19 protein-coding genes and 3 rRNA genes are annotated in these 23633 nt (G+C 64.3%); 12 read left to right on the top strand and 10 right to left on the bottom strand.

Annotation, left to right across the window (positions count from 1 at the left end):
• Positions 1 to 287: 287 nt before the first annotated feature.
• The 3 genes from G6N35_RS11260 (at position 288) to rrf (ending at position 5552) form a co-directional block, all read left to right on the top strand.
• Positions 288 to 1806 (top strand): 16S ribosomal RNA (locus tag G6N35_RS11260).
• A 405-nt stretch (positions 1807 to 2211) separates the two neighbouring features.
• Positions 2212 to 5328: ribosomal RNA gene (locus G6N35_RS11255) — 23S ribosomal RNA — on the top strand.
• A gap of 110 nt (positions 5329 to 5438) precedes the next feature.
• A 5S ribosomal RNA gene (rrf, locus tag G6N35_RS11250) occupies positions 5439 to 5552 on the top strand.
• Together the 16S, 23S and 5S rRNA genes form the textbook arrangement of a ribosomal RNA operon.
• 152 nt (positions 5553 to 5704) lie before the next feature.
• Here the strand turns inward: rrf and G6N35_RS11245 are convergent.
• From G6N35_RS11245 to G6N35_RS11235, 3 genes are all read right to left on the bottom strand, one after another.
• Entirely contained in the window at positions 5705 to 6346 is a 642-nt protein-coding gene (locus tag G6N35_RS11245; RefSeq protein ID WP_163804327.1) for a GAP family protein, read from the bottom strand.
• A 235-nt stretch (positions 6347 to 6581) separates the two neighbouring features.
• A complete protein-coding gene (locus G6N35_RS11240; RefSeq protein ID WP_163804326.1) occupies positions 6582 to 7082 on the bottom strand; it encodes a methylated-DNA--[protein]-cysteine S-methyltransferase in 501 nt (166 codons plus the stop codon).
• Positions 7079 to 8572 (bottom strand): DNA-3-methyladenine glycosylase 2 family protein, encoded by a 1494-nt coding sequence (locus tag G6N35_RS11235; protein WP_163804325.1) that lies wholly within the window; start codon positions 8570 to 8572, stop codon positions 7079 to 7081. The genes G6N35_RS11240 and G6N35_RS11235 overlap by 4 nt, the downstream gene beginning before the upstream one ends.
• A 107-nt stretch (positions 8573 to 8679) precedes the next feature.
• Between G6N35_RS11235 and glsA the strand changes: the two genes are divergently transcribed.
• A complete protein-coding gene (gene glsA, locus G6N35_RS11230; protein WP_163804324.1) occupies positions 8680 to 9969 on the top strand; it encodes a glutaminase A in 1290 nt (429 codons plus the stop codon).
• Here the strand turns inward: glsA and G6N35_RS11225 are convergent.
• Positions 9966 to 10856 (bottom strand): LLM class flavin-dependent oxidoreductase, encoded by an 891-nt coding sequence (locus G6N35_RS11225; RefSeq protein ID WP_163804323.1) that lies wholly within the window; start codon positions 10854 to 10856, stop codon positions 9966 to 9968. The genes glsA and G6N35_RS11225 overlap by 4 nt on opposite strands.
• Before the next feature lie 306 nt (positions 10857 to 11162).
• Between G6N35_RS11225 and G6N35_RS11220 the strand changes: the two genes are divergently transcribed.
• A complete protein-coding gene (locus tag G6N35_RS11220; protein WP_163804322.1) occupies positions 11163 to 11732 on the top strand; it encodes a TetR/AcrR family transcriptional regulator in 570 nt (189 codons plus the stop codon).
• A gap of 8 nt (positions 11733 to 11740) precedes the next feature.
• On the opposite strand, the gene G6N35_RS11215 is transcribed toward G6N35_RS11220, so the two are convergent.
• Positions 11741 to 12559: an NADPH-dependent F420 reductase gene (locus tag G6N35_RS11215; RefSeq protein ID WP_246224279.1), complete on the bottom strand. Its 819-nt coding sequence runs from the start codon at positions 12557 to 12559 to the stop codon at positions 11741 to 11743.
• Here G6N35_RS11215 and G6N35_RS11210 point away from each other — a divergent pair.
• Positions 12554 to 12898: a nuclear transport factor 2 family protein gene (locus G6N35_RS11210; protein ID WP_246224278.1), complete on the top strand. Its 345-nt coding sequence runs from the start codon at positions 12554 to 12556 to the stop codon at positions 12896 to 12898. The genes G6N35_RS11215 and G6N35_RS11210 overlap by 6 nt on opposite strands.
• A gap of 9 nt (positions 12899 to 12907) precedes the next feature.
• On the opposite strand, the gene G6N35_RS11205 is transcribed toward G6N35_RS11210, so the two are convergent.
• The gene (locus G6N35_RS11205) at positions 12908 to 13189 is read right to left on the bottom strand and encodes a LysR substrate-binding domain-containing protein (RefSeq protein ID WP_163804319.1); all 282 of its coding nucleotides are present in this window, start codon (positions 13187 to 13189) and stop codon (positions 12908 to 12910) included.
• Between the two features lie 38 nt (positions 13190 to 13227).
• Between G6N35_RS11205 and G6N35_RS11200 the strand changes: the two genes are divergently transcribed.
• Positions 13228 to 13425 (top strand): hypothetical protein, encoded by a 198-nt coding sequence (locus G6N35_RS11200; RefSeq protein WP_163804318.1) that lies wholly within the window; start codon positions 13228 to 13230, stop codon positions 13423 to 13425.
• Between the two features lie 29 nt (positions 13426 to 13454).
• Here G6N35_RS11200 and G6N35_RS11195 read toward each other — a convergent pair whose 3' ends face one another.
• Complete coding sequence (locus G6N35_RS11195) at positions 13455 to 15059, bottom strand: adenylate/guanylate cyclase domain-containing protein (RefSeq protein ID WP_163804317.1); 1605 nt, start codon at positions 15057 to 15059, stop codon at positions 13455 to 13457.
• A 49-nt stretch (positions 15060 to 15108) separates the two neighbouring features.
• Here G6N35_RS11195 and nucS point away from each other — a divergent pair, with 49 nt between their 5' ends.
• Positions 15109 to 15780 (top strand): endonuclease NucS, encoded by a 672-nt coding sequence (nucS, locus tag G6N35_RS11190; RefSeq protein WP_163804316.1) that lies wholly within the window; start codon positions 15109 to 15111, stop codon positions 15778 to 15780.
• Entirely contained in the window at positions 15780 to 16085 is a 306-nt protein-coding gene (locus G6N35_RS11185; protein ID WP_163804315.1) for an Rv1322 family protein, read from the top strand. The genes nucS and G6N35_RS11185 overlap by 1 nt, the downstream gene beginning before the upstream one ends.
• Before the next feature lie 4 nt (positions 16086 to 16089).
• Here G6N35_RS11185 and mce read toward each other — a convergent pair whose 3' ends face one another.
• Complete coding sequence (mce, locus tag G6N35_RS11180) at positions 16090 to 16560, bottom strand: methylmalonyl-CoA epimerase (RefSeq protein ID WP_163804314.1); 471 nt, start codon at positions 16558 to 16560, stop codon at positions 16090 to 16092.
• A 92-nt stretch (positions 16561 to 16652) separates the two neighbouring features.
• Between mce and G6N35_RS11175 the strand changes: the two genes are divergently transcribed.
• The 3 genes from G6N35_RS11175 to G6N35_RS11165 are packed head-to-tail and all read left to right on the top strand — an operon-like array spanning position 16653 to position 19177.
• Positions 16653 to 17834 carry an acetyl-CoA C-acetyltransferase gene (locus tag G6N35_RS11175; protein WP_163804313.1) on the top strand — a complete coding sequence of 394 codons (1182 nt, stop codon included), beginning with the start codon at positions 16653 to 16655 and terminating at the stop codon, positions 17832 to 17834.
• A gap of 55 nt (positions 17835 to 17889) precedes the next feature.
• Complete coding sequence (locus tag G6N35_RS11170; protein ID WP_163804312.1) at positions 17890 to 18276, top strand: DUF3817 domain-containing protein; 387 nt, start codon at positions 17890 to 17892, stop codon at positions 18274 to 18276.
• A 13-nt stretch (positions 18277 to 18289) separates the two neighbouring features.
• Positions 18290 to 19177 (top strand): tetratricopeptide repeat protein, encoded by an 888-nt coding sequence (locus G6N35_RS11165; protein ID WP_163804311.1) that lies wholly within the window; start codon positions 18290 to 18292, stop codon positions 19175 to 19177.
• Between the two features lie 13 nt (positions 19178 to 19190).
• On the opposite strand, the gene glgB is transcribed toward G6N35_RS11165, so the two are convergent.
• Both glgB and G6N35_RS11155 read right to left on the bottom strand, forming a co-directional pair.
• Positions 19191 to 21386, bottom strand: coding sequence for a 1,4-alpha-glucan branching protein GlgB (gene glgB / locus G6N35_RS11160; RefSeq protein WP_163804310.1), 2196 nt, complete (start codon positions 21384 to 21386; stop codon positions 19191 to 19193).
• 26 nt (positions 21387 to 21412) lie between these two features.
• Positions 21413 to 23500 carry an alpha-1,4-glucan--maltose-1-phosphate maltosyltransferase gene (locus G6N35_RS11155; protein ID WP_220098503.1) on the bottom strand — a complete coding sequence of 696 codons (2088 nt, stop codon included), beginning with the start codon at positions 23498 to 23500 and terminating at the stop codon, positions 21413 to 21415.
• Positions 23501 to 23633 lie beyond the last annotated feature (133 nt).

Below are 23633 nucleotides of genomic sequence, written 5' to 3'. Positions count from 1 at the left end.
AGGCGTCAACCAGCCAGAAACTGACGAACCGGAAACGGGCCGGAAGTTGGGGGTTGACACCAGAAGTTCGGTGCAGTAAGCTGGCAGGGTTGCCTAAACGGCGAAAGCCTGCCGGGTGTGTTGTTTGAGAACTCAATAGTGTGTTTGGTGGTTTTTGTTTGTTGTTTTTTGCCGCATTCTGATACCCCCGTGTTGGGGTGTGGCTTTTTTGATGCCAGTTTTGGTGTCTTTTTGTTAGGTCAGATTTTCTCTGATTGTGAATTCGCCATGCTTTTGTGTGGGGTTTTTGTTTGGAGAGTTTGATCCTGGCTCAGGACGAACGCTGGCGGCGTGCTTAACACATGCAAGTCGAACGGTAAGGCCCTTCGGGGTACACGAGTGGCGAACGGGTGAGTAACACGTGGGTGATCTGCCCTGCACTTTGGGATAAGCCTGGGAAACTGGGTCTAATACCGAATATACCCTGCTGGTCGCATGGCCTGGTGGGGGAAAGCTTTTGCGGTGTGGGATGGGCCCGCGGCCTATCAGCTTGTTGGTGGGGTGATGGCCTACCAAGGCGACGACGGGTAGCCGGCCTGAGAGGGTGACCGGCCACACTGGGACTGAGATACGGCCCAGACTCCTACGGGAGGCAGCAGTGGGGAATATTGCACAATGGGCGCAAGCCTGATGCAGCGACGCCGCGTGAGGGATGACGGCCTTCGGGTTGTAAACCCTTTCAGCAGGGACGAAGCGCAAGTGACGGTACCTGTAGAAGAAGGACCGGCCAACTACGTGCCAGCAGCCGCGGTAATACGTAGGGTCCGAGCGTTGTCCGGAATTACTGGGCGTAAAGAGCTCGTAGGTGGTTTGTCGCGTTGTTCGTGAAAACTCACAGCTTAACTGTGGGCGTGCGGGCGATACGGGCAGACTGGAGTACTGCAGGGGAGACTGGAATTCCTGGTGTAGCGGTGGAATGCGCAGATATCAGGAGGAACACCGGTGGCGAAGGCGGGTCTCTGGGCAGTAACTGACGCTGAGGAGCGAAAGCGTGGGGAGCGAACAGGATTAGATACCCTGGTAGTCCACGCCGTAAACGGTGGGTACTAGGTGTGGGTTTCCTTCCTTGGGATCCGTGCCGTAGCTAACGCATTAAGTACCCCGCCTGGGGAGTACGGCCGCAAGGCTAAAACTCAAAGGAATTGACGGGGGCCCGCACAAGCGGCGGAGCATGTGGATTAATTCGATGCAACGCGAAGAACCTTACCTGGGTTTGACATGCACAGGACGCCGGCAGAGATGTCGGTTCCCTTGTGGCCTGTGTGCAGGTGGTGCATGGCTGTCGTCAGCTCGTGTCGTGAGATGTTGGGTTAAGTCCCGCAACGAGCGCAACCCTTGTCTCATGTTGCCAGCACGTTATGGTGGGGACTCGTGAGAGACTGCCGGGGTCAACTCGGAGGAAGGTGGGGATGACGTCAAGTCATCATGCCCCTTATGTCCAGGGCTTCACACATGCTACAATGGCCGGTACAAAGGGCTGCGATGCCGTGAGGTGGAGCGAATCCTTTCAAAGCCGGTCTCAGTTCGGATCGGGTCTGCAACTCGACCCCGTGAAGTCGGAGTCGCTAGTAATCGCAGATCAGCAACGCTGCGGTGAATACGTTCCCGGGCCTTGTACACACCGCCCGTCACGTCATGAAAGTCGGTAACACCCGAAGCCGGTGGCCTAACCCGTAAGGGAGGGAGCCGTCGAAGGTGGGATCGGCGATTGGGACGAAGTCGTAACAAGGTAGCCGTACCGGAAGGTGCGGCTGGATCACCTCCTTTCTAAGGAGCACCACGAGAATCAGGCCCGCCCACATCGTGTGGGGGTTCGGTGTTCTGATCGATTCGTTGGATGGCCCTTTTTCACCTGTAGTGGGTGGGGGTCTGGTGCACGACAAGCAAAGAAACTCAGGACGGGGTGCCCCTTTTGTGGGGGTGTCGCTGGGTGCTGCCAAACACACTGTTGGGCTTTGAGACAACAAGCCTGTGCCCCGGTTGCGGGGTGGCTGTCCTGTTGAGGGTGGTCGGATTGTTGTTGCTCCATCTTTGGTGGTGGGGTGTGGTGTTTGATTTGTGGATAGTGGTTGCGAGCATCTAGCACGCAGGGGTTTGCACCGGTCTTCGGGTTGGTGTGGCTGTTGTGTGTTGATGTGCAATTTTTCCTAATCTCATTTTTTGGTTTTGTGTTTGTAAGTGTTTAAGGGCGCATGGTGGATGCCTTGGCACTGGGAGCCGATGAAGGACGTGGGAGGCTGCGAAATGCCTCGGGGAGCTGTCAACCGAGCGTTGATCCGAGGATGTCCGAATGGGGAAACCCGGCACGAGTGATGTCGTGTCACCCGCATCTGAATACATAGGGTGCGGGGGGGAACGCGGGGAAGTGAAACATCTCAGTACCCGTAGGAAGAGAAAACAATTGTGATTCCGTGAGTAGTGGCGAGCGAAAGCGGAGGATGGCTAAACCGTATGCATGTGATACCCGGCAGGGGTTGTGTGTGCGGTGTTGTGGGACGTTTCGTCTTCGGTCTGCCGGCCGGGGCAGGAGTGATAAACCGTTGTGTTAGGTGAAGTGACCTGGGATGGTCTGCCGTAGTGGGTGAGAGCCCCGTAACCGAAAACATGACGGCTTCTGTGGAATGTTTCCCGAGTAGCAGCGGGCCCGTGAAATCTGCTGTGAATCTGCCGGGACCACCCGGTAAGCCTGAATACTTCCCAGTGACCGATAGCGGATTAGTACCGTGAGGGAATGGTGAAAAGTACCCCGGGAGGGGAGTGAAATAGTACCTGAAACCGTGTGCCTACAATCCGTCAGAGCCCTCCTTCGTGGTGGGGTGATGGCGTGCCTTTTGAAGAATGAGCCTGCGAGTCAGGGACATGTCGCGAGGTTAACCCGGGTGGGGTAGCCGTAGCGAAAGCGAGTCTGAATAGGGCGTATCCACACAACAGTGTGTGGTGTAGTGGTGTGTTCTGGACCCGAAGCGGAGTGATCTACCCATGGCCAGGGTGAAGCGCGGGTAAGACCGCGTGGAGGCCCGAACCCACTTAGGTTGAAGACTGAGGGGATGAGTTGTGGGTAGGGGTGAAAGGCCAATCAAACTCCGTGATAGCTGGTTCTCCCCGAAATGCATTTAGGTGCAGCGTCGCGTGTTTCTTACCGGAGGTAGAGCTACTGGATGGCCGATGGGCCCCACAGGGTTACTGACGTCAGCCAAACTCCGAATGCCGGTAAGTCCAAGAACGCGGCAGTGAGACGGCGGGGGATAAGCTCCGTGCGTCGAGAGGGAAACAGCCCAGATCGCCGGCTAAGGCCCCTAAGCGTGTGCTAAGTGGAAAAGGATGTGCAGTCGCAGAGACAACCAGGAGGTTGGCTTAGAAGCAGCCACCCTTGAAAGAGTGCGTAATAGCTCACTGGTCAAGTGATTGTGCGCCGATAATGTAGCGGGGCTCAAGCACACCGCCGAAGCCGCGGCAACGTATTCATACGTTGGGTAGGGGAGCGTCCTGCACCCAGTGAAGCAGCCTGGTAATGGAGCTGTGGAGGGTGTGGGAGTGAGAATGCAGGCATGAGTAGCGATAAGGCAAGTGAGAACCTTGCCCGCCGAAAGACCAAGGGTTCCTGGGCCAGGCCAGTCCGCCCAGGGTGAGTCGGGACCTAAGGCGAGGCCGACAGGCGTAGTCGATGGACAACGGGTTGATATTCCCGTACCCGTGTGTGAGCGCCCAATGATGAATCAGAGGTACTAACCGCCCAAATGGTGGCCTATCCACTCCTTCGGGAGTGGAAAGTCGCCGGCTGCGCGGGACCTTCTTTGGTAGTAGTCAAGCGATGGGGTGACGCAGGAAGGTAGCCGTACCAGTCAGTGGTAATACTGGGGCAAACCTGTAGGGAGTCAGATAGGCAAATCCGTCTGGCACATATCCTGAGAGGTGATGCATAGCCGAGTGAGGCGAATTCGGTGATCCTCAGCTGCCGAGAAAAGCCTCTAGCGAGCACACACACGGCCCGTACCCCAAACCGACACAGGTGGTCAGGTAGAGAATACCGAGGCGTACGAGTGAACTATGGTTAAGGAACTCGGCAAAATACCCCCGTAACTTCGGGAGAAGGGGGACCTCCTACTGTCATGGCCCTCGCGGCCGGCAGCGGTGGGGGGTGGCACAAACCAGTGAGAAGCGACTGTTTACTAAAAACACAGGTCCGTGCGAAGTCGCAAGACGATGTATACGGACTGACGCCTGCCCGGTGCTGGAAGGTTAAGAGGACCCGTTAACCCTTGGGTGAAGCGGAGAATTTAAGCCCCAGTAAACGGCGGTGGTAACTATAACCATCCTAAGGTAGCGAAATTCCTTGTCGGGTAAGTTCCGACCTGCACGAATGGCGTAACGACTTCTCAACTGTCTCAACCATAGACTCGGCGAAATTGCACTACGAGTAAAGATGCTCGTTACGCGCGGCAGGACGAAAAGACCCGGGACCTTCACTATAGCTTGGTATTGGCGTTCGATACGGTTTGTGTAGGATAGGTGGGAGACTGTGAAACTCACACGCCAGTGTGGGTGGAGTCGTTGTTGAAATACCACTCTGATCGTATTGGACTTCTAACTTCGAACCGTATATCCGGTTCAGGGACAGTGCCTGGTGGGTAGTTTAACTGGGGCGGTTGCCTCCTAAAATGTAACGGAGGCGCCCAAAGGTTCCCTCAACCTGGACGGCAATCAGGTGTTGAGTGCAAGTGCACAAGGGAGCTTGACTGCGAGACGGACATGTCAAGCAGGGACGAAAGTCGGGACTAGTGATCCGGCACCCCCGAGTGGAAGGGGTGTCGCTCAACGGATAAAAGGTACCCCGGGGATAACAGGCTGATCTTCCCAAGAGTCCATATCGACGGGATGGTTTGGCACCTCGATGTCGGCTCGTCGCATCCTGGGGCTGGAGCAGGTCCCAAGGGTTGGGCTGTTCGCCCATTAAAGCGGCACGCGAGCTGGGTTTAGAACGTCGTGAGACAGTTCGGTCTCTATCCGCCGCGCGCGTCAGAAGCTTGAGGAAAGCTGTCCCTAGTACGAGAGGACCGGGACGGACGAACCTCTGGTCCACCAGTTGTCCCACCAGGGGCACCGCTGGATAGCCACGTTCGGACAGGATAACCGCTGAAAGCATCTAAGCGGGAAACCTTCTCCAAGACCAGGCTTCTCACCCATTTAGTGGGATAAGGCCCCCCGCAGACCACGGGATCGATAGACCAGACCTGAAAGCGCAGTAATGCGTGCAGGGAACTGGCACTAACCGGCCGAAAACTTACAACAACCAACAACACCACAAAATGTTGGAAACCTTCCTCGCAACCACACCACACCAGTCAAACAACAAGACTGCACCCCACCACCAAAACACACTCACACAAAGTGAATAGAGTTACGGCGGCCATAGCGGCAGGGAAACGCCCGGACCCATCCCGAACCCGGAAGCTAAGCCTGCCAGCGCCGATGATACTACCCAACCCGGGTGGAAAAGTAGGACACCGCCGAACACAATTTAAGTCCTGGGCCCCCAATTTCGATTGGGGGCCCAGGCATTTGTGTATTCAGCTGTCTTTTTTCACTTCATTATCGGCGCCGTTCGGCGGGTCGTCAGACCCAATTAGACGTCAAAGAATTGCTCAGACCGATTGTCGATCAATTGTCAGAGCGCGCCAGCACCGGAATAAATGAGTGCGCCACCCAAAAGGCCGAATACAACAACGGTCAGGACGCGTTGGCGGCGCTGCATCCAGTCACGGAAAGACGCCAAAAAACGGTCGATTCGATGGGACCAGATGGCGTATCCGAGAATGGGTACCGCCGCGGTGGAGCCGCCGACAAGCGTGAAGAACGTGACGGCGCCCGCCACTCCGGCGCTGCTCAACGGAGCCGAGCCGATCAGGTAGCCGGCTGCCGCACATGCGGCGACGACCTTGACGTTGATGACCGTCAGTGCCACTCCTGTGGCGGCAGCACTGGCCGGTGTGATTCGCTTGATCCGCTCGGCCCAGCGCGGATTGTCCACTTTGACCGTGGACCGTCGCCAATACGCCACGCCTCCGACCAAAGCGGCCGCACCGAGCGCGATGCGCAGCCAGCCCGTCCACGACGGCGCCGGACCCTCAAGTTTGTTCAACAGCTGGGGCACCTGGAGGAACGCCACCGTGATGGCGGCCTTGCCGACCAGCCACCCGGCGATGAACGCCAGGCCGACCGGGCGCGGTCGGTCACTGTGGACCACCAGCGCGACGGCAGGAATGACCGTGAAGGGCGACAGCGCTACCACTGCGGCCAGCGCGGTCAACTCACCGAGAAGAGCCAGCCATCCGTGCCACATCGTTGCTCCACGCCTCCTGGGGAATCGGCGTCAAAGTAGCATCGCCGAAATCGCCACAGCGGCTCACGGAGTGGCCCCTAACGGCTCTCCACTGCGTCGGCGCGGCGTTGACCTGCGGGTTCGGTGTCTTCTCCCGGCGGTGGTGGGATCGGTTCTCGGCGAGTGGAATTCGCTGGACACCGCCCCGAGTCCAGAATCCGCGTTAGTCGAACAGCGTCGCGGTGTCACGCACCCGCTCGAGTGCCAGCAACTGCCGCTTGCGGTCCAAGCCGCCCCCATAGCCGGTGAGCCCACCGCTGGCGCCGATCACCCGATGGCAGGGCACGATGATGCCGATCGGATTTCGGCCGTTGGCCAATCCGACCGCACGCGATGCGCCCGGGGACCCGATCTGATCAGCGATCTCCCCGTAGGACCGCGTCTGGCCGTATGGAATGGTGCACAACGCCGCCCAGACCCTGCGCTGGAACTCGGTACCGACGAGGTCCATATCCACGTCGAATTCGGTGAGCTCGCCGGAGAAGTAGGCGTCCAGCTGTTCGACCGCCTCAGGGAAGGCGTGGTCGTCGACGTCCACCCAATCCGAGCGGTCCGGCTCGTGGGTCTGATCGACCATCCGCAGATGCATCAGGGTGGAGTCCCGCCCCGCCAGCGTCAACGGGCCCACCGGGCTGTCAATGATGCGGTAGCGCAAAGTCGTCATGGCGTCGTCTCCTTGGGTGGCCAGTGATTGACGGAATGGTCGAGGGTGCTCCACAGATGCTGGACCGCATAGGACCGCCACGGTCGCCAGCGCACGCTGTGTGCGGCCAGGGCGCGCGGCTCGCCTGGGATGCCGAGTTGCTCGGCGGCCAGCCGGACACCCAGATCAGTCGCGGGGAACGCATCGGGGTCACCCAGACCCCGCATGGCGACGATCTCGGCAGTCCAGGGGCCGATACCGGGTAAGGCCAGCAGCGCAGCGCGGGCCTGATTCCAGTCGCAACCGGGATCGAGCACCACGTCACCGGCCGCCATCGCGGCGATCAGCGCTGCCAGCGAGCGACGGCGCGCCGACGGTACCGCCAGGTGAGCAGGGTCGATGTCACCCAGCTGGTCGATCCCAGGAAATGTGTGGGTGAGCGCGCCGGTCGGATCGGCTACCGGACTGCCGTAGGCCGATACCAGGCGTGCGGCGTGGGTGCGGGCCGCCTTGGTCGATACCTGCTGACCCAGCACTGCGCGCACTGCCAGCTCCTGCTCGTCGACCGTGCGGGGGATCCGCTGGCCCGGCGCCTTGCTCACGACGTCGCGAAGATCGGCGTCGCCGCTCAGGGCTTCAATCACGGCTTCGGGGTCGGCGTCGAGATCGAGCAGCCGGCGGCAGCGGGCGATCGCCGTGCCCAGATCGCGCACGTTCTCCAGTATCAGCGTGCAGGCGACGTGATCGGGCCCCGGCGTCAGGCTGACGATGCCGTAGCCGGACGGTAGGCGCAGGGTGCGCCGGAATGCACCGTCGCGGACCTCCTCGCAGCCCGGCACCGCGCTGGCCGCCAGGTGCCCGAACACCCCTTCGTAGGCGAACGGCGTGCGTACCGGCAACCGCAGCGTCAGGACCTGGCCACCGGGTACCAGATCGTGACCGCGTCGGCGGGATGCGTTGTCCCGCAATCCGGTTGGTGTCATGTCGCAGGCTGCGCGGACGGTGTCGTTGAACTGCCGGATGCTGGCGAAGCCCGCGGCGAACGCGATGTCGCTGAACGCCAGGTCGGTGGTCTCGATGAGCACCCGCGCCGTCTGCACCCGCTGCGCCCTGGCCATCGCCAACGGTCCGGCGCCCACCTCGGCCTGCAGCATGCGCTCCAGCTGGCGCGGGGTGTAGCCGACGCGGGCGGCCAGCCCGGTCACCCCCTCCCGGTCAACCACCCCGTCGCCGATCAACCGCATGGCCCGGGCGACGGCATCGCCGCGGGCATTCCATTCCGGCGAGCCTGGGGATGCGTCGGGGCGGCACCGTTTGCAGGCCCGGAAGCCGGCCCGCTGGGCCGCGGCCGCGCTCGGGTAGAAGCGCACATTGCGGGCCAGCGGCAGCCGCACCGGGCAGCTGGGCCGGCAGTAGATCCCGGTCGTCAGCACTGCCGTCACGAACCAGCCGTCGAACCGGGAGTCCCTGGATTGGACGGCCCGGTAACAGCGGTCGAAATCGTCGTGCATATCTCGACCCTTACACGCCAGCACAGACAGCACTAGCGGAAAACCGACATCGTGGGGGATGGTGGCGGACAGACAAGGGCACCGGTATACCTCGGTACGATCTGACCGTGTCCGAACTGGTGCAGCGCTACCTCGACGAGGTCGTCGGGGAACTCGCCGGTGTCACCGACGGCGCGTTGGCCGACTACATCCCCGAGCTCGCCGAGGTCGATCCCGCCGGATTCGGGCTGGCGATCTCGTCCTCGGATGGCTATGTCTACGAATCCGGCGACGCGAGAACAGAATTCACCATCCAGTCGATCTCGAAGCCGTTCACCTACGCGCTGGCCCTCGACCAGGTGGGGGAGGACATCGTCGACAGCAAGATCGGCGTGGAACCCTCCGGTGAGGCGTTCAACGAGATCAGCGTCGACGATACGACCAAGACCCCCAAGAACCCGATGATCAACGCGGGCGCGATCGCGGCCGTCGCCTTGGTGCCCGGCGTCAGCCCCGACGAACGGTTCGACACGATCCGCGAGTTCTACTCGGCCTGCGCCGGGCGTCGATTGGACTTCGACGAGGACGTCTACCGCTCCGAAAAGGCCACCGGCAGCCGCAATCGCGCGATCGCCTACATGCTCGACAGCTTCGGGGTGCTCGCCGACGATCCCGATGACGTTCTCGACGTGTATTTCAGGCAGTGCTCACTGCGCGTGACGAGTGTAGACCTGGCCAGGATGGGGGCCACCCTAGCTCGCGGCGGGATCAACCCGCAGACCGGGCGGCGGGTTACCAGCACTCGGGTGGTGCAACGGACGCTGTCGGTGATGGTGACCTGCGGCATGTACAACGCTGCCGGAGATTGGGTCAGCGCAGTCGGGTTGCCGGCCAAGAGCGGGGTGGGCGGCGGAATCGTCGCGGTGCTCCCTGGGCAGCTGGGCATCGGCGTGTACTCACCGTTGCTGGATGCGCGCGGCAACAGTGTGCGTGGAGTCCTGTTGTGCCGCAACCTCTCCGAACGCCTGGGCCTGCACTTCCTGACCGTCAGCCGCGAATCACGCTCGACGGTCCGCGCCATCTACGAGCCCACCCCGGGGATCAGGGTCTACGAGTTGCACGGCGACCTGATGTTCGCCGGCGCCGAGCAGGTGGCCCGCACCGTGCAGCGCAACCTCGATGAGTTCGAGGTGGCCATCGTCGACGTCACCCGCGTCGACGACATCAACGACTCCGCCCGCGACCTGCTCGCCGAGGTGAGCCGGTCATTGCGCGACGCCGGCAAGCAGGGTCTGGTCGTAGACCCCGACCGAGTGGTCATCCGGACTGGCCGCGGCTATCACGACAGCGTGTTCAGCACCGTCGAGGACGCGTTGGTCACCGGGGAAAAAGTGTTGCGCGCCAAGCCGACTCTCTAACCGCGCAAAGCGGGTAGAACCTCGGCGGCGAGCAGTTCGGCGGTGCGGTTGGTGGGATCGCTGTCGCTCGGACCGGCGAAAATGACCGTACGCGCGCCAGCATCGCGGTACTCGAGGAGCCGGCTCACCACTTGGTCAGGGGTGCCGGTGACCAGGTATCGGTTGGCGAGGTCGTCGAAGTCTTGTTGGTATGTCGAGCTGACCGCTGCGATAGCGTTGCGGCGGGCTACTGCCGGGTCGCGGTCGATGGCGCCCCAGCAGAAGATGGCTCCCTCGATGCAGCCCTTGCGGCCGTAGGACTCAGCAAATCCCTCGATCGCAACGAGACTGTCCGCAAGTTGCTCGGGGGTGTACATATAGGGCAGCCAGTGGTCGGCGAAGCGCGCCGCCCGCTGGAAAGCGGCAGTGCGGCGGCCACCCATCCAGATCGGCGGGTGGGGACGCTGTGTGGCGGGAGGCTTAAGTTGTAGCTCCTGGGCGCTGCCCCACCAGCCGGACGCGTTGACGGACCGGCCGTCCAGAAGGGCGGTCATCAACTCGAGGGCGTCGTCGGTGCGCCTGCCGCGTTCGCGCACCGGGACTCCGACGGCAGCGAATTCGGGTGGGTACTCGCCGCCGATTCCGACGCCGAAGTCGAATCGGCCGCCCGAAACATTGTCGAGGGACGCAACCAGCTTGGCTGCCAGAGCTGGCGGATACAGCGGCAGCAGGGTCAGCGTCGACAGCAGTCGAATACGCTGCGTCGCAGCGGCAGCTGCGGCCAATGTCACGAAGACATTCGGGGTAGGGATGTGGAAGAACAGGTGCTCACCGGCGGCGACAAAGTCGAACCCTGCCTCTTCGGCCCGGAGGGCCGTCGCCGCCACGTCCCGGTCCGGACAAGACATCACCACACCGACCCGCATCAGCAGCAGTTCCCTCGCATGCCAGCAGAGTGGCGTAGGACGCCCGGGATCCCTACTGCGGAGCGGGTGAAGTCCGTGCGGAGCGCGATCCAGGGCGCCCTTTCGTTGGGTGTTTTCGAACCCTCTTTCATATCGATAATTATTTTCCTGATTTTACTCCCGAGTCAAGGCTAGGGCAGATCGACTCCAGCCAGAGTCTGCAGCTGGGTGCGCTGTTCGTAGCTGCGCAGCGTTACCGCGTCCGCCAGTATCCGACCGACGGCTGCTCGCCACCAATACCATGGACTGATGGCGCGGCCACCGGAGTTCGACCGAGCGCAAGCATTGGTCAGAGCCCTCCACCTGTTCTGGGAGAAGGGCTACGAGCGTACGACCGTCCGCGACCTGACCGAGGTGATGGGCATCTCCGCGCCCAGCCTGTACAACTCGTTCGGTGGCAAGAAAGAACTCTTCGACGAGGCTGTTGCTCAATACGCCAGCGCGCCTTCGAGAGTGATCCCGCCGGCACTGGAGGAGCGGCGGGCACGCGATGTTTTCGCCAAGATCCTCGACATTGCGGTTCGGGAATACAGCGGCCTCGGGCACCCTGCGGGATGCTTCGTCATCTCCGATCCGGTACTGCGTGAGGAACGCGAGTCGGGGCGGCGCGCCATCCGGGAACGGCTGTGCACAGCCCAGCGGGATGGCGACCTGGCGGCCGACGCCGACGTAGATGCGTTGAGCGACTACATCGATATCGTGCTGCGGGGTATGTCGTCGTTAGCCCGTGACGGTGCGGACACCGCAGCCCTGCGCGCCGCTGCCGACGTGGCGTTGCGGGCCTGGCCGCGGATGCCGGGTAGGACCACCGGCCGTTGACCGGGTGGTCAACGGCCCAGGGTCAGATCCATCTCCCCGGGCGCCGCCCCACTGATCGGTTGCGAGATGAAGCTGTGCGTAGTCAACGGGCCGCCGAACTGCTGCAGGAGGCCACCCTGATCATTGCGGCCGAGATCGATGGGGGCGAAACCCATCTGCGTGATCAATGCCGCGATTGCCGCGTTGGCCGCGGGATGGTTGCCCGATAGGAACATGACCCGCCGGCCATGGGGTCCCTGATCGGGATCGCGGGCCAGGATTTTTGCCCAGGTACTGCCGAATGCCTTGACCACGCGAGCGTTGGTGGCCCATTCTTCGACCAAGCCGGAGGACGGTGTCCCACCCAGGTCGGCCGGCGAAAAGTCTTCGTAATCAATCGCATTGGTTGCGTCGATGATGATCCGGCCGTTCCAGTCATCCACGCTGGAAACCAGTCCGCGTACGGCGTCGAAGGGAACGGCCAGAATTACGGCGTCGGCCCCCAAGGCATCGGTGACGTCGACGGGCTTGATCTGTGGACCGATCTGCTCAGCGAGGGGCTCGACCGCGGATGGGCCCTTGGCGGTCGCGACCATCACCTCGAGACCGCTGCGTGCGAATTGGCCTGCCAAGGCTGATCCGATGTTTCCGGTGCCGATGATCGAGTACGTCACGATTGGCCTTTCGATGGGCAATGTTTGAGAGCTTTCGGGCCTGCTGTGCGTCAGTCTACTAGTTTTGTATACTTCGTTACAAAATAAGACTGGCGGGCGCTCGGCGGTGCTCGGCAAGCAATTACCGGCAAGGGAGAACTGACAGTGGCCCACTCGAACGAGCAACTGATGCACGACAATCTGCTCGCGGTCTTCAATGAGCGCGACAAGGAGAAGCGGCTTGCGGCGATCTCCCGAACGTATGCTCCCGACGTGCGGTGGACCGACGCCGAAGGCGTCGTCTCTGGCCGCGACGCGCTGGAAGCGAAGTGCGCAGGCCTGCTGGCCGGGCTCGCGGAGCTGCAATTCGAACCGGTGGGCCCGGTCCACGAACTACCCGGATTCGCCTACCTGGCATGGCAGCTGGTGGATGCCGTGGATGGTCAGGTGAAGATGACCGGGTTCGACACCGTGCTGATCGACCAGGGGCTCATCACTAATCTGTGGACAGTGTTGATTCCGGTCCAGAGCTGAGCGCACTTGTCAGGGCTGTGATGGCACAGTGCCCGATCCGAAGAGCTCGAGGGCGGCGTCGACGAGAGGTTCGGTTCGAGACGCGCGGGTGTAGGCGGCGATGCGCAGCGTCGATGCGATCCCGTCGATAGCGAGCACGGCTGCGTCGCCGGGCGTGACTCCCTCGGCGAAGGCGGCCGGCGCGATCGCACTGCCCAGACCGTGCATGGCGCAGCGGGTGATGTCGGCGAGCTGGCCGAGTTCGAACATGATCTCTCGGTGCAGGCCGGCATCCCGAAACAGGGAGCACATTCCGGCAACTCCATCTCACGTCGCCGTTCGGCAGCACGGTGGTCCTGGCGACCGACGGACATCTGCCGTATCCCTTCGGTCGCGAGGTCGCTGGATACCAGGTCGGCGACGTCGCGACGACCACGGCGAAGGCTGTCTCGGCGGGAGCCGCGGTCCTGTCGGCTGCCGCCGGGCCCCGGCACAGTGCCATGCTGCAGTTCCCCGGCGGCTACATCGCCGAGTTACACAGCGCGTAGCCACATTCAGCGCGCAACGCGCCATTCATCTAGGCCAGCGTGGCCAGCTGGGTGGGCTGCTCATAGCCGCGCAGGGTCACGGCCTCCGCCAATTCCCAATACCGGCTTTCGTCGTCGTCGGCCGCGGTGACCGTCACCGCTGATGCAAGCACCCGATGCGGACGGGTCTTCGCGAGTTCGGACAGCCGGGCCGCCTCGTTGACCGGCTCACCGATCACGGTGTACTCGAAACGCTCGTTGGCGCCGACGTTTCCGGCCACCACCTGTCCGGCCGCCACCCCGATACCCGCCGGGCACTCCGGGACCTCGTGCTCGAGGCGGGTGACGATCGCCCTGGCCGCCGCCAGCGCGTCGTCCTCCGGGGTGTCCAGGGTGACCGGTGCGCCGAAGATCGCCAGGGTGGCGTCGCCCTCGAACTTGTTGACCAGTCCGTGGTGGCGGTTCACCTCTTCGACGATGACGGCGAAGAACCGGTTGAGCAGGCCGACGACGTCCTTGGGCGGCAGTGTGCTGACGAGCTGGGTTGAGCCGACGATGTCGACGAAAATGACTGCGACATGGCGCTCTTCGCCGCCGAGCGTGGGCTTCTGCTGCTCGGCGGCCGCTGCTACTTCGCGGCCGACGTGCCGGCCGAACAGGTCACGCACCCGCTCACGCTCCCGCAGCCCGTCCACCATGGAGTTGAACCCGCGCTGCAGTTCCCCGAGTTCGGTGCCATCGAACACCACCAGGTTGGCGCTCAGGTCACCGTCCTCGACACGCTTGAGCGCGTTGCGCACCACTCGCACCGGAGTTGCGATGAGCCAGGCCAGGATCCAGGTGAGCAGGAAGCCGAAGATCAGCGTGGCCACCGCGGAGATCAGGATGCCGACCTCCAGCTGGGTCTTGGTGAGGTTCTGCAGCAGCAGCGAGAACAGTGCCACCAGGCCGATACAGATCACCGGGAGACCCGAACTCAACATCCACACGGTCATGGTGCGGCCCATGATGCCCGGCGCCAGCCGGTGCGGTGGTGGGCCGGCAGCCAGCGCCTGCGCGGCCACCGGGCGCAGTGCGAACTCGGTGAACAGATACGTGCTGGTCGCCACGACCACTCCACAGACGCCCACGCCCAGCGACAGCCGGGGAATGAAGTCGGTGTCGTACAGCCCGTACAGGATGGTGAACGCCGTGGTGCCCACCGCCCAGAGCGCCAGTTGGGCGATCGCGATTCGCCACGGTGTGAAGAAGACCCTGCGCTGGTCGGCGCGGGTCGGCGGTCTGCCGCTGATGGCCCACCGCAGGTCCTTGACCGTACGGGTGGTGATCCACCAGCTACCGAACGCCAGTGCCGCCGCGCCGTAGGCCGGGGCGACCCCGAACGTGAGCCAGGCCGGTGCATCGTGGAACACGCTGGGCACCGGGAACGCGACGGTGACCAGCAGTGTGGCCACCGCCACCCCGACGATGTTGACCACGAGCGTGAAGACGGTGATCAGCGTCTGGATCCGCACCCGGCGGCGGGCGGGGCTCTCCGAGACCTTGCCCAGCAGCAACGACCCATAAGCGGGGGTGGTGGCCAACCGGCCGCTCTGGCGGGTGACCCGCTCCAGCACACGGCCCAACCGCTGCGCGACACTCGGGCTGGCACTCATGGTGGCGTCAGCCTAATTCGTCGGCGCCGACACACCCTAAGCTTGAGCCGTGCGCCTCGTGATTGCTCAGTGCACCGTCGACTACGTCGGCCGGCTCACCGCTCATCTGCCATCGGCACGACGACTGCTGCTCGTCAAGGCCGATGGCTCGGTCAGTGTGCATGCCGACGACCGTGCCTACAAGCCGTTGAACTGGATGAGCCCGCCATGCTGGCTGACCGAGGACGCCGACGGCCCGCAGCCCGTCTGGGTGGTGGAGAACAAGGCCGGCGAGCAGTTGCGCATCACACTGGAGTCCATCGAGCACGACTCGAGCCACGAACTGGGCATCGACCCCGGGCTGGTCAAGGACGGCGTCGAAGCACACCTGCAGGAGCTACTGGCCGAGCACATCGAACTGCTCGGTGACGGCTACACCCTGGTGCGCCGGGAATACATGACGGCGATCGGCCCGGTGGACATCCTGGCCCGCGACGAGCAGGGCCGCTCGGTAGCCGTCGAGATCAAACGGCGTGGTGAGATCGACGGCGTGGAGCAGCTGACCCGCTATCTGGAGCTGATGAACCGGGACAGCCTGCTGGCGCCGGTCAGCGGAGTGTTCGCCGCCCAGCAGATCAAGCCGCAGGCGCGCACGCTGGCCACCGACCGCGGAATCCGATGTGTGACACTGGATTACGACAAGATGCGGGGTATGGACAGCGACGAGTTCCGGCTGTTCTGATGCCCCGTCGCAGACCGGACCGTCGTCAGGGCACCGGTCTGCCGCCGCTGCCGATGCAGCGCCGCATCGAGATCGGGGCCGACGGCTACGACTACGAGGTGCGTCCGGTGGCCGCTGCACGTGCCGTCAAGACTTATCGTTGCCCGGGCTGCGATCACGAGATCCGTTCGGGCACAGCCCATGTCGTGGTGTGGCGTGTGTACGAGGGATCAGCGGGCGACGCCGAGCTGGAGGATCGCAGGCATTGGCACACGCCGTGCTGGGCCAACCGCGCCTCGCGCGGGCCCACCCGCAGGTGGTCCTGAGAGCCTAGTGCTCGGCGGCCTTCTCGACGAGCTCCACCAGCACACCACCGGCGTCCTTGGGATGGATGAAGTTGATCCGCGAGTTCGCGGTACCGCGCCGCGGTGCGTCGTAGATCAGCCGAACGCCCTGGCTGCGCAGCTGCTCGGACATGGCGTCCAGATCGCTGACCCGGTAGGCCATCTGCTGGATGCCCGGGCCGCGCTTGTCGATGAACTTGGCGATGGTCGAGTTCTCGTCGAGCGGGGCCATCAGCTGAAGCTGCGCGCAGTCGCTGCCGGCACCCTTCAGCGACAGCATGGCCTCGCGGATGCCCTGGTCTTCGTTGATCTCCTCGTGGACGAGGATCATCCCCAGATGCTCGTGGTACCACTGAATCGCGACGTCCAGATCGGGCACTGCGATGCCGATGTGGTCAACAGCCGTCACGAGAGCGCCGGCCAGAACGGGGCGGGCATCAACTTGTTCAGCGGTCATAACGCAAAGGTAACCTAACGACGTCGGATCCAATACTGCGGGATCTGTGATTAGCCGCATACCTGCGGCTCCAAACGCCTGTGGAGGTAGTTATGACGACGTCTGTGATCGTTGCTGGAGCACGTACACCGATCGGCAAGTTGTCCGGATCGCTGAAGGGCTTTTCCGGCAGTGATCTGGGCGCGATCGCCATCAAGGGAGCCCTGGAGAAGTCCGGGGTGGCCGCCTCCCTGGTCGAGTACGTGATCATGGGCCAGGTCCTCACGGCAGGCGCCGGCCAGATGCCTGCGCGCCAGTCGGCGGTGTCGGCGGGGATCGGCTGGGATGTGCCGGCGCTGACGATCAACAAGATGTGCCTGTCCGGCATCGACTCGATTGCCCTGGCCGACCAGCTGATCCGCGCCGGTGAGTTCGACGTCGTGGTGGCCGGTGGCCAGGAGTCGATGACCCGGGCGCCGCACCTGTTGATGAACAGCCGCGACGGCTACAAGTACGGCGACGTCACACTGCTCGACCACCTGGCTTATGACGGCTTGCATGACGTGTTCACCGACCAGCCGATGGGTGCGCTGACCGAACAGCGCAATGACGAGGACAAGTTCACCCGCCTCGAGCAGGACGAATTCGCCGCCGGTTCGCATCAGAAGGCCGCCGCGGCATGGAAGGACGGGCTGTTCGCCGACGAGGTTGTGCCGGTGTCGATTCCGCAGCGCAAGGGCGACCCGATCGAATTCACCCAGGACGAGGGCATTCGGGCCAACACCACCGCGGAGTCGCTGTCCGGTCTCAAGCCGTCATTCCGCAAGGACGGCACCATCACCGCGGGTTCGGCGTCCCAGATCTCCGATGGCGGCTGCGCGGTCGTGGTGATGAAGAAGTCCAAGGCCCAGGAGCTGGGGCTGAGCTGGTTGTGCGAGATCGGCGCTCACGGTGTGGTCGCCGGCCCGGATTCCACCCTGCAGTCCCAACCCGCCAACGCCATCAAGAAGGCGGCCGCGCGTGAGGGCGTCGGCGTCGACCAGTTCGACGTCCTGGAGATCAACGAGGCGTTCGCGGCGGTCTCGCTGGCCTCCACGCGTGAGCTGGGTGTGGATCCGGAGAAGGTCAACCGCAACGGTGGTGCGATCGCGCTGGGTCATCCGATCGGGATGTCGGGGGCCCGCATCGTCCTGCACGCCGCACACGAGCTCAAGCGGCGGGGCGGCGCCTATGCGGTGGCGGCACTGTGCGGTGCCGGCGGCCAGGGCGACGCGCTGATCCTGCGCGCCGGGTAGTCCCGGTCAACGACGGCGCGTAGTAGCTGGGCCGCCGGTCCGGCACAATGGCGCCATGACGAGCACTCTCGACATTCGCAGCACCGCTGGACGGTTCCGGTTGGTCGCGCTGGCCGAAGCGTTGACGTGGGTCGGGCTGTTGATCGGGATGTACTTCAAGTACCTGGGCAGCCCGCGCACGGAGATCGGCGTGAAGATCTTTGGGATGGCCCACGGACTGGTGTTCATCGCGTTCGTGGTCACCGCGCTACTGGCCGGTATCGCCTATCAGTGGCGTGCCGGAACCTGGTTTCTGGCGTTGCTGGGCAGCATCGTGCCGCTTGGCAGTGTGATCTTCCTCATATGGGCTGACCGGACCGCGAAATTGGGCCCGGAAACCGGTGCTGAGCACCATCGCGACGCATCTGCGGCAGCGGCCAAATCGGCACCGTCGGCGACGTGACAGACTTGTGGGCGTGACACGTCCACGCCCATCGATTCCGGCGGCATTGGCCGGTGCCGTTGACCTCTCGGGTCTCAAGCAGCGGGCCCAGGCCCCGTCCGGCGGTGCGGCTCCCACCGGTGCCGTCGAGATCACCGAGGCGAATTTCGAAGCCGAGGTGTTGGTCCGCTCCGGGCAGATCCCGGTGGTCGTGGTGTTGTGGTCCCCGCGCAGCGAGGTCTGCGTCCAGTTGATCGACGCCTTCGCCGACCTGGCTGCCGCCGACAAGGGCACGTGGTCGCTGGCCACCGTCAACGTCGACGTGGTACCGCGGGTCGCGCAGATGTTCGGCATCGAAGCCGTGCCCACTGTCGTCGCGCTGGCCGGCGGTCAACCGCTGGCCAGTTTCCAGGGCCCCCAGCCGCCCGAGCAGCTGCGGCGCTGGATCGACTCGTTGCTGTCGGCCACGGCCGGAAAGCTCTCGGGTACCGGCGAATCGGAGGCCGAGCAGGCCGACCCCGCGGTGGCCCAGGCCCGTGAGCATCTCGAGGCCGGTGACTTCGCCGCGGCCGCCGCCGCCTACCAGGCGATCCTGGACGCCGACCCGAACCACGCCGAGGCCAAGGGCGCGCTGCGCCAGATCACCTTCCTGGAGCGCGCCACCGCCCAGCGCCCGGACGCCGTGGCCGCAGCCGCCGCCGCACCCGACGATCTCGACGCCGCGTTCGCGGCGGCCGACGTCGAGATCCTCAACCAGGACGTCACCGCGGCCTTCGACCGGCTGATCGCGCTGGTGCGGCGGACCGCCGGTGACGAGCGGACCGCGGTACGTACCCGGCTGATCGAACTCTTCGAACTGTTCGACCCCGCCGACCCCGACGTCATCGCCGGCCGGCGCAACCTCGCCAACGCGCTGTACTAGGCGCCGAGATCGGCTAGGCCGGCTCGAGCCAGATCGCCGAGGTGGGCGGCAGTACCAGCGTCGCCGACGCGGGCCGGCCGTGCCACGGATCCTCGGTAGCGTCCACCGCGCCGAAATTGCCTGCGCCCGCGCCGTTGTAGATCGTCGCGTCGCTGTTGAGCACCTCGCGCCAGGTACCCCCGTGCGGCAGACCCAGCCGGTAGTGGGTGTGCTCTGATCCGGAGAAGTTGAACACACACGCCAGCACCGAGCCATCGCTGCCGTAGCGCAGGAAGCTCAGCACGTTGTTGGCCGAGTCGTTGGCGTCGATCCAGGAGTAACCCTCCGGCTTGGTGTCCTGACTCCACAACGCCGAACGAGTCCGATAGATCTGGTTGACATCGGCGACGAACTTCGCAATGCCGTCGGAGTAGCTGTTCTCGTCGAGCTGGAACCAGTCGATCCCGCGTTCCTCGGACCACTCGGCGCGCTGGCCGAACTCCTGACCCATGAACAGCAGCTGCTTGCCCGGGTGCGCCCACTGATAAGCCAGCAGACTGCGCAGCCCGGCCGCCTTGACATGGTCGTTGCCCGGCATCCGGCCCCACAGCGTGCCCTTGCCGTGCACCACCTCGTCATGGCTGATCGGCAGCACATAGTTCTCGCTGAACGCGTACAGCATCGAGAAGGTCATCTCGTGGTGGTGGTAGGTGCGGTAGATCGGGTCGCGGCTGATGTAGTCCAGGGTGTCGTGCATCCACCCCATATTCCACTTCATCGAAAAGCCAAGGCCGCCAATGTTGGTCGGTCGAGTGACGCCGGGCCAGGAGGTCGACTCCTCGGCGATGGTGACGATGCCGGGGGCCGCCTTGTGGACGGTGGCGTTCATCTCCTGCAGGAACTGTACCGCCTCGAGGTTCTCCCGCCCGCCGTAGATGTTGGGCGTCCACCCGTCGGCCGGTCGCGAGTAGTCCAGGTACAGCATCGAGGCCACCGCATCCACCCGCAGCCCGTCGATGTGGTACTCCTGCAGCCAGTACAGCGCGTTGGCCACCAGGAAGTTGCGCACCTCGGGCCTGCCGAAGTCGAAGACGTAAGTGCCCCAGTCGAGTTGCTCACCACGGCGCGGGTCGGAGTGCTCGTAGAGTGCGGTGCCGTCGAAGCGGCCCAAGGCCCAGCCGTCCTTGGGGAAGTGGGCGGGCACCCAGTCGACGATCACCCCGATGCCGGCCTGGTGCAGTGCGTCGACCAGGAACCGGAAATCGTCGGGCGTGCCGAACCGGGACGTCGGCGCGTAGTACGACGTCACCTGGTAGCCCCACGACCCCCCGAACGGGTGCTCGGCGACCGGCAGGAACTCGACATGGGTGAAGCCCTGGGCCACAACGTAATCGGTGAGTTCCTGGGCCAGCTGGCGATAGCTCAGGCCCGGGCGCCAGGAACCGAGGTGCACCTCGTAGGTGCTCATGGGCTCGAACACCGGATTGCGGCCGGCCCGCTGCGTCATCCAGTCCTCGTCGGCCCAGGTGTAGTGCGAGACATTCACCCGCGACGCGGTCTGCGGCGGCACCTCGGTGGCGAACGCGAACGGGTCGGCCCGGTCGGTGACCGCCCCGTCGACACCGTGCACCCGGAACTTGTAGAGCCCGTCGGTGGGGAAGTCCGGCCAGAACAGCTCCCAGACCCCGGAGGATCCCAGTACGCGCATCGGTGCGTCGTTGCCGTCCCAGTGGTTGAACTCGCCGATCAGGCTGACGCCCTTGGCATTCGGGGCCCACACCGCAAACGACACCCCCTCGACCACGCCGTCGGGTGTGGTGAAGGAACGCGGGTGCGCGCCCAGGATCTCCCACAGCCGCTCGTGGCGGCCCTCGGCGAACAGATGCAGATCCATCTCGCCGAGGGTGGGCAGGAATCGGTAGCCGTCGGCCACGGTGAGGGTGTGTCCGCCGGGGTAGGTGACCTCGAGCCGGTAGTCGGCGAGATTGGTGAACGGCAAGCTCACCGCGAACAGGCCGGCATCGATGTGGCTGAACTCGTAGCGCTGGTCACCGACGATCGCCACCACCTGCTCGGCGTACGGGCGCAGCGCCCTCAGCACGGTGTGGTCGTCGTACTCGTGAGCACCCAGGATGCTGTGCGGGTCGTGGTGCACCCCGGCCACCAGCCGGGCCAGGTCGCCGGGATCCGGCGCCAGATACGGACTGGCGAGCTTCGGTGATCTCGTCATGTGGCCCTAGGCTCCTCTCGTTCCGATCATTCCCGGCGAAGCAGACTCGCTCGCTGGTCGGGCGGGATCAGCGGCATGTTCAGGACGTGCGCGACGGCACGTCCGGGCTCGATGCGTACGTAGTTGGCTTGGCCCCATTGGTATTCCTCCCCGGTGATTTCGTCACGCACCCAGAAACGGTCGTAGGGCTGCATACCCAGTGCGCCCATATCCAGCCATACCGTTCCCTCTTCGGGGCCGAATGCGTTCAACGTCACCACCACCAGCACCGTGTCGCCGGTCACCGGGTCGAACTTGCTGTAGGCCAGCAGCGCCTCGTTGTCGACGTGGTGGAAGGTGATGGTGCGCAATTGGCACAGTGCCGGATGTACCCGGCGGATCTCGTTGAGCCGCTTGAGGAATGGCTCCAGTGATTGCCCACGGGACAGGGCGCCGTCGAAGTCACGCGGACGCAGTTCGTACTTCTCCGAATCCAGGTACTCCTCGCTGCCTTCCCGCACCGGCAGATGCTCGAAGAGTTCGAAACCGGAGTACACCCCCCACGACGTGCCCAGGGTGGCCGCCAGCACCGCGCGGATGGCGAACATGCCCGGGCCGCCCTGCTGCAGGCTCTCGTGCAGGATGTCGGGGGTGTTGACGAAGAGGTTGGGCCGCGCGTAGTCGGCATGCTCGGCGATCTGGCGGCCGAACTCCTCGATCTCCCACTTGGCGGTACGCCAGGTGAAATACGAATACGACTGGGTGAAGCCGAGTTTGGCCAGCCCGTACATCCGCGCCGGGCGGGTGAACGCCTCGGAGAGGAACAGCACGTCGGGGTGGGTGGCCTTCACCTGGCTGATCAACCACGCCCAGAAGTTCGGTGGCTTGGTGTGCGGGTTGTCGACCCGGAAGATCGTGACGCCGTGCTCGATCCAGTGCCGCACCACGCGCAGCACCTCGTCGTAGAGCCCGCCTGGGTCGTTGTCGAAGTTCAGCGGGTAGATGTCCTGGTACTTCTTCGGCGGGTTCTCCGCGTAGGCGATGGTCCCGTCGGGCAACTCGGTGAACCACTGCCGGTGGTCCTTGGCCCACGGGTGATCCGGTGCGCACTGCAGCGCCAAGTCCAGCGCCACCTCCATGCCGTGGTCGCGCACCGCGGCCACGAACCGGTCGAAGTCCTCGATGCTGCCCAGGGCCGGGTGCACGGCGTCGTGGCCGCCCTCGTCGCTGCCGATCGCCCACGGCGAGCCGACATCGCCCGGTTCCGCGGTGACGGTGTTGTTGCGCCCCTTGCGGTGCACCTTGCCGATCGGGTGGATCGGCGGCAGGTAGACCACGTTGAAGCCCATCGCGGCGATCCGGGGCAGCGCCTCGATCGACGTCGCGAAGGTGCCGTGCACGGGGCGGCCCTCAGCGTCCCAGCCGCCGGTCGAGCGCGGAAAGAACTCGTACCAGGCGCTGCACCGGGCCAGCGGCCGGTCGGCCCAGACGCCATAGGTGGTGCCCCTGGTGACCAGTTCACGCAGCGGGAATGCGGCCAGCAGCTCGGTGACCTCGTGCGACAGCGCCAGGGCGGCGCGGGTGACGGGGTCGCCGGACTCGCGCAGTGCGGCGCTGGCGTGCAGCAGCGGGGTGCGCCGGTCCCGCGGCACACCGGTGGCGGCGCGCTCGAGCAGGCGCGCGCCGACCAGTAGATCGTTGTTCAGTTCCGACTCGCCCTGTCCGGCGTCCAGCTTGGCGGTCACCGCGTGCCGCCAGGTGGTGATGGGGTCGCCCCACCCGTCGATGCGGAATGTCCACAGCCCGACCCGGTCGGGGACGAACTGGCCGTGGAACAGATCAGGGGTGCGCCCCAGTGCCATCGGATACAGCTGCGGCTTGACCCGGTTGGCGGCCGCCGGCGTCGCCACCGCTTCGGCGGCCTCCAGCGCCTTGACCCGGCGGGCCGGGCTCTGGCCCAGCTGCGGGTAGGCCGACCCCAGGTAGCGGACCACCAGAGTCGCGGCCACCGCGTCGTGTCCCTCACGCCAGACCGACGCGCAGACCGGGACCACCTCGCCGACGACAGCCTTGGCTGGGTAGGTACCGCAGGACACAACGGGCGCGACGTCATCGATCTCGATACGACCGGGCACCCAACCACTCCCATTTCTGACTTGTACGACGTGGCCCGCGCCGCGCCGGATCCGTGCCTTCTCGGGTAACCGCATCACGCTCAGTTCACACCGTAGTGGGCCGAGTCGATGCGAGTGAAAGAAGCGCACGCAC

Source organism: Mycolicibacterium anyangense (genome assembly GCF_010731855.1).
In the GTDB taxonomy this organism is placed as follows: Bacteria; Actinomycetota; Actinomycetes; order Mycobacteriales; family Mycobacteriaceae; genus Mycobacterium; species Mycobacterium anyangense.
The sequence above is the reverse complement of the archived record's forward strand: the minus strand, read 5'-3'. Positions and strand labels throughout refer to the sequence as shown.